General features: G+C 74.6%; 6 protein-coding genes. 4 read left to right on the top strand and 2 right to left on the bottom strand.

Annotated features, from left to right (window positions below):
* The first annotated feature begins 347 nt into the window (after positions 1-347).
* Complete coding sequence (gene murA, locus ACA361_RS36000) at positions 348-1,649, top strand: UDP-N-acetylglucosamine 1-carboxyvinyltransferase (protein ID WP_375019564.1); 1,302 nt, start codon at positions 348-350, stop codon at positions 1,647-1,649.
* Here murA and ACA361_RS35995 read toward each other — a convergent pair.
* Positions 1,592-1,987 (bottom strand): FAD-dependent monooxygenase, encoded by a 396-nt coding sequence (locus tag ACA361_RS35995; RefSeq protein WP_375019574.1) that lies wholly within the window; start codon positions 1,985-1,987, stop codon positions 1,592-1,594. The genes murA and ACA361_RS35995 overlap by 58 nt on opposite strands.
* Positions 1,988-2,012: 25 nt before the next feature.
* On the opposite strand from ACA361_RS35995, the gene ACA361_RS35990 reads away from it, so the two are divergent.
* The 3 genes from ACA361_RS35990 to ACA361_RS35980 all read left to right on the top strand — a co-directional run bounded on the left by ACA361_RS35990 (position 2,013) and on the right by ACA361_RS35980 (position 5,434).
* The gene (locus ACA361_RS35990) at positions 2,013-2,162 is read left to right on the top strand and encodes a hypothetical protein (protein WP_375019563.1); all 150 of its coding nucleotides are present in this window, start codon (positions 2,013-2,015) and stop codon (positions 2,160-2,162) included.
* A gap of 42 nt (positions 2,163-2,204) precedes the next feature.
* Positions 2,205-3,842, top strand: a complete 1,638-nt coding sequence (locus ACA361_RS35985; RefSeq protein ID WP_375019562.1) for a long-chain-fatty-acid--CoA ligase — start codon at positions 2,205-2,207, stop codon at positions 3,840-3,842.
* A 65-nt stretch (positions 3,843-3,907) separates the two neighbouring features.
* Positions 3,908-5,434, top strand: coding sequence for an FAD-dependent monooxygenase (locus ACA361_RS35980; RefSeq protein WP_375019561.1), 1,527 nt, complete (start codon positions 3,908-3,910; stop codon positions 5,432-5,434).
* Between the two features lie 58 nt (positions 5,435-5,492).
* Here the strand turns inward: ACA361_RS35980 and ACA361_RS35975 are convergent, their stop codons facing one another.
* Positions 5,493-5,903 carry a DUF2795 domain-containing protein gene (locus ACA361_RS35975; RefSeq protein ID WP_375019560.1) on the bottom strand — a complete coding sequence of 137 codons (411 nt, stop codon included), beginning with the start codon at positions 5,901-5,903 and terminating at the stop codon, positions 5,493-5,495.
* Positions 5,904-6,000 lie beyond the last annotated feature (97 nt).

The following is a 6,000-nucleotide window of genomic DNA, read 5'->3' as shown; positions in this document are numbered from 1 at the left end:
ACCCGGAAGTTAAGCCCTTCAGCGCCGATGGTACTGCATGGGAGACTGTGTGGGAGAGTAGGACACCGCCGGACATTTATTAGGGGGAGGCCCCGCCACGAAAGTGGCGGGGCCTTTCTCATTTCTCTAGGTCCTTTCCGTGACCGCCTCAGCCGGCCTGCTGATCTGGGCGCGGACCTGGAACGTTGCGATCGCGTCCGAAGGCAGGTTCGAGCTTGCGGGAACCTGATCGCGCAGCGAGCCGCCAGGCGAGACGGAGCGATGCAGCGATCGCCGCGAAGCCCGCCGAAGGAAGGCGTTCAACGCCTGACGCCAAGGGCGAAGCAAAGGAACACTATCCTGCGAGGGTGACTGACAAGGTGTGGGAGATCGAGCCGTCCGGGCCGCTGCGCGGCGACGTCACCGTGCGGGGGGCCAAGAACGCCGTCAGCAAGCACATGGTGGCCGCGATGCTCGGGGACGGGCCGAGCGTGATCCGGAACGCGCCCGACGTGGGCGAGGTCGGGATCACCGCGGCGATGCTTGAGGCGCTCGGCACGGGTGTCGAGCGCAACGGCGACCAGTTGAAGCTCACCCCGGGGCCGGTGGCGGAGCCGAACGTGCCGCGGGCGTTCACCGGCCTCAACCGGATCCCGATCCTGATGCTCGGCCCGCTGCTGCACCGGGCGGGGGAAGCGTTCGTGCCGATGGTGGGCGGCGACCCGATCGGCCGCCGCCCGGTCGACTTCCACGTGGACGCGCTGCGCGCGTTCGGCGCGGAGGTGGAGATCGCCGAGGACGGCATCCACGCCCGCGCGTCCCGGCTGCGCGGTACCCGGATCGTGCTTCCGTACCCGAGCGTGGGCGCCACCGAGACGGTGCTGCTGGCCGCCGTGCTCGCCGAGGGCAAGACGGTGATCCGGAACGCGGCCACCGAGCCGGAGATCATCGAGCTGGCGCTGTTCCTGCAGCGGATGGGCGCCGGGATCTCCTTCGCCCCGGACCGCCGCATCGTGGTGGAGGGCGTCGAGCGGCTGAACGGCGCGGAGACGACGCTGGCCGGCGACCGGATCGAGGCGTTCTCGTACCTGGTGGCCGGGCTGGTCACGCGGGGCGAGGTCCGGGTGCACGGCTGCCCGCAGGACCGGCTCGTCACCGCGATCACCACGCTGGCGCGGATGGGCGCCCGGTTCGAGATCACCGACGACTGGATCATGGCGTCGGCGCCGCACGGGCTGCGCCCGGCGGCCGTCCAGACCGACACCCACCCGGGCTTCGCCACCGACTGGCAGACCCCGCTGATGGTGCTGTTCACGCAGGCCGACGGGATGTCGGTGCTGCACGAGACGGTGTACGAGAACCGGCTGGCCTACGTTCCGGCGCTGCAGAGCATGGGCGCGGAGATCGAGGTGTACGACACGTGCCTGGGCGGCCCGGCCTGCCGGTACCACGACACGAGCGCGCTGCACTCGGCCGTGGTGCGCGGCGTGTCCAAACTGCGCGGCGGAGACGTGACGATGCCCGACATCCGGGCCGGATTCTCGGCCGTCCTGGCCGCCGCGGTCGCCGAGGGGCCGTCGACGCTGCGCGGCGTCCAACACATCGAGCGGGGCTACCACCGGCCGGTGGAGCAGTTCCAGGCTCTCGGGCTCACGCTCCGCCCGCGCTGAGCGCGCCCGCGCGGGGCAGTTCGGGAGCGGGCGGGTGTAGAGCCATGCGGTGGCCCGCTCGTAGAACAGGCGCGTGCCGATGGGCATGACGAGGCTCTGGACGCGCGCGCGACCCGTCCGGCGGTCTCGGCGTCGCGGCTGGCGGCCGCCATCTTGATCGGCTTGGCGGTCCGGGTGCGGCGCTCCTGCTCGTAGCGGGCCAGCGCCGCGGGGACGGGCGCTTCCGAGAGCGCGTACGCGAGGACGACCGCGTTCTCGACGGCCATCGAGGCGCCCTGGCCCGGCCCCACCGGGTGGACGGCGTCGCCGGCGAGGACGGTCCGGCCTCCGCGCCACACCCGCACGGGCGGGAGGGTGGTGTCGATGCTCGGCTACGCGGTGATGGCCGCGGGCGAGGACGGCCCGGCCGCGGCCGGCGCCGGGATCGTCGAGACGCTCACCCGGCTGCTCGCGCGCGGGCTGACGGTCACGGCGCGGCGGAGCGTTGCGGAACGGGTCCGCGGGGAAGACTGAGACCGCGAGTCACATCGGCCCTGAGGGCAATGGAGGCCATCGATGGACCCCTCGACCGGCGGTACCGGCCCCGGCCCGGGCCACACGCCGCTGACCCCACTGGCGTTCCTCAAGCGGTCGGCGGAGGTGTTCCCGGGCAAGACGGCGATCGCGTACGGCACCCGGCGCACCACCTACGAGGAGTTCGCGGCGGAGGCGACCCGGGCCGCGCACGGGCTGCGCTCGCTCGGCGTCGGGCCCGGCGACCGGGTGGCGTACCTGGCGCCGAACGTTCCGGAGGCGCTGGTCGCGCAGTTCGCGGTGCCGCTCGCCAGCGCCGTGCTGGTCGCGATCAACACCCGGCTGGCGCCCGAGGAGGTCCGCTACATCTGCGACCACTCGGGGGCGAAGGTCCTGGTCGTGGACGCGGGCCTGCATCCGGCGGTGGCGCCGGTCGCCCGGGGCCTGGCGACGGTGAAGGAGATCGTGACGATCACCGATCCCGCCGCCGGCGCGGAGCCCGACCCGGCGGTGGGCGGCATCGCCTACGAGGAGCTGCTCGAACGTGGCGCCGGCGACCCGCTGCCCTGGGAGGTCGCCGACGAGAACGCGCCCATCTCGCTCAACTACACCTCCGGCACCACCGGCCGCCCCAAGGGCGTGATCTACACTCATCGCGGCGCGTACCTCAACGCGCTGGGCGAGATCATGCACTCGCGGCACACGCCGGAGAGCGTCTACCTGTGGACGCTGCCGATGTTCCACTGCAACGGCTGGTGCACCGGCTGGGCGCTGGCCGCGATCGGCGGGACGCAGGTGTGCCTGCGCGCCGTCGACGCCGGCCGGGTCTGGGAGCTGATCGACGCCGAGGGCGTGACCCACCTGAACGGCGCCCCGGCCGTGCTGCGGATGATCGCGGACGCGCCGGGCGCGCACCCGCTCGCCCGGCCGCTGGTCGTCACCACGGCCGCCGCGCCGCCCAGCCCGACGATCATCGGCCGGATGGCGGACCTCGGCGCGCGGATCGTGCACGTGTACGGGCTGACCGAGACGTACGGCCCGTACTCGGTGTGCGAGGAGCAGCCCGGCTGGCCGGACCTGGCCGCAGGCGACCGCGCCCGGCTGCTGGCCCGGCAGGGCGTCGGGATGCTCCAGACCGACGGGCTGCGGGTCGTCGGCGAGGACATGGCGGACGTCCCGGCCGACGGCGAGACGCTGGGCGAGATCGTGATGCGCGGCAACAACGTGATGGCCGGCTACCACGCCGACCCGGAGGCCACCGCGCACGCGTTCCGCGGCGGCTGGTTCCACTCGGGAGACCTCGGCGTCCGGCACCCCGACGGGTACGTGGAGCTGCGCGACCGGGCCAAGGACATCATCATCTCCGGCGGCGAGAACATCTCGACGGTCGAGGTCGAGCGGGTGCTGGACGCGCATCCGGCCGTGCTGGAGGCGGCGGTCGTGGCCGTCCCGAACGAGAGGTGGGGCGAGCGGCCCAAGGCGTTCGTGGTGCTGCGCGAGGGCGCGGCCGTGGACCTGGAGGAGCTGGCCGGGCACGTGCGCGAGCGGCTGGCGGGGTTCAAGGTCCCGGACGAGATCGAGTTCGTCGCCGAGCTGCCCCGGACCTCCACCGGGAAGATCCAGAAGTTCCAGCTCCGGGAGCGCGAGTGGGGCGGCCTGGAGCGCCGCGTCCAGGGCTGATCCGGGCGCCGGCGCGGCCGCCGGGCCGGTGCGGAACACCGCTTCGTGGGAAGGGACCCGAGACCATGGCCGTCGGAAGGGAGAGCGACATGGCGCCCGCCGGGGACGTGCTGATCGCGGGGGCGGGGCCCACCGGGCTCATGCTGGCCGGAGACCTCGCCGCGGCCGGGGTCCGCTGCACGGTGCTGGAACGCCGCGCCGCCGAACTGAACCTCACCCGCGCGTTCGGCGTCCACGCCCGCACGCTGGAGCTGCTCGACGCCCGGGGCGTGGCGGAGGACCTGGTCCGCACCGGGCGGCGGGTGCGGTCATTGCGGCTGTTCCGCTCGGTGTCGTTCGACCTGTCGGTGCTGCCGGGCCGCTTCCCGTACGTGCTGATCACGCCGCAGTACGAGACCGAGCGGGTGCTGGAGGAGCGCGCCCTGGCCGCCGGCGCGCGGATCTCGTGGGGCACCGAGCTGACCGGGCTGGAGCAGGACGCGGCCGGTGTCGACGTGCGGGTCAGGGACGCCGGCGGCGGCGAGCGCACGCTGCGCGCCGCGTACCTCGTCGGCGCCGACGGGGCGCGCAGCACGGTGCGGCGGCTGCTGGGCATGCCGTTCCCGGGGCACGCGGCGGTGCGGTCGATGATGCTGGCCGACGTGCGGCTGACCGCGCCGCCCCGGGAGGCGCCGGCGGTCGGCGCGGTCGGCGACGCGCTGGCGCTCGTGGTGCCGTTCGGCGACGGCTGGTACCGGGTGGTCGCCTGGAACCGGCACCACCAGGCGCCCGACTCCGAGCCGGTCGACCTGGGGGAGCTGCGCGAGACGACGCGGCGCGCGCTCGGCACCGACTTCGGCATGCACGACCCGCGCTGGACGTCCCGCTTCCACAGCGACGAGCGGCAGGTCCCCGCGTACCGGAAGGGGCGGGTGCTGCTGGCGGGCGACGCCGCCCACGTGCACTCGCCGGTGGGCGGGCAGGGCATGAACCTCGGCATCCAGGACGCGGCCAACCTCGGCTGGAAGCTGGCCGCCGAGCTGCACGGCTGGGCGCCGCCGGGGCTGCTGGACAGCTACCACGACGAGCGCCATCCGATCGGCCGCGCGGTGCTGGTCGGCAGCGGCGCCGCGCTGCGGGGCGCGCTCGTCGAGCCGCGCGCGCTGCGGGCCGCCCGGGTGGCGGTCGCCCGCCTGGCGGCGGGGTTCCGGCCGGTCGCGCGGCGGGTCGCCGGGGCCGTCTCCGGCATCGACATCCGCTACCCGGCGCCGCCCGGCGCCCACCGGCTGGCCGGCCGGCGGGCACCCGACGTGCCCCTCGCGGGCGAGCGGGGCCGGCTGTACGAGGCGCTGCGCGACGGGAGGTTCGTGCTGGTCGTGGCGGCCAACGACCGCGCCGTCACCTACCTGGCGACCAAGCGCTGGGCCGACCGGGTGCGCTGCGCCGTGGCCGGCGGCGCGACCCGGACGACCGCGCTGGTGCGCCCCGACGGCTACATCGCGTGGGCGACCGACGAGACCGCCCCCGACCGGCGGGCCGCGGCGATCCGGGAGGCGCTCACCCGGTGGTGCGGCGCGCCGGCCGAGTTCCCCACCCACGAGAGACGGGCCTGAGACGGGACGGCGGGAATGCTCGTGCCCGGCATGCTCGTGCCTTCCGGCGGCGCGCTCCTCAGTAGCGGCGCTCCTCCCGGCCGTAGCCGAGCTCCTCGGCGACGTCGGCGAGGTTCTCGTACTCCCGGTCGGGCAGGCTCTCCAGCGCCGACACGGCCGAGTCGGGGGCCTCCCCGCCGGCCAGGTGCCCGAGCAGGTCGTTCGGCCGGGCGGGGTAGCGCACGCCCGCCAGGGCCCGCGCCAGCGCGCTGCGCTCCTCGACGTCCCCGGCGCTCATCCCGGGCGGCGAGCCCTCGCGGCCGCCGCCCTCGGCCGCGGCCGGGTCCCAGACCGGCCCGTCGGTGGTGGGCTCGGGCTCCTTCCACTCCTGCGCGTGCGTGGAATGACCGCCCTGGACCATGCCCTTCGTCTCGTGACCCAGTTCGTCGTCTACCTTGGGCCCGTGCTTGTCGCTTCGTTCCTGGTCCATGTGTCCCCCTTCCGTGCTCATCTCTCCAGCTTGCGGTGTGGTCGTTCCCGAGCGGCGGAGGATAAACGGGGGCGGGACGGGACCGGGCCCGCGTGAG

Origin of the sequence: Actinomadura sp. 21ATH, from assembly GCF_041951345.1 — a bacterium.
GTDB lineage: Bacteria > Actinomycetota > Actinomycetes > Streptosporangiales > Streptosporangiaceae > Spirillospora.
This window is presented reverse-complemented; position numbering and strand designations above follow the sequence as displayed.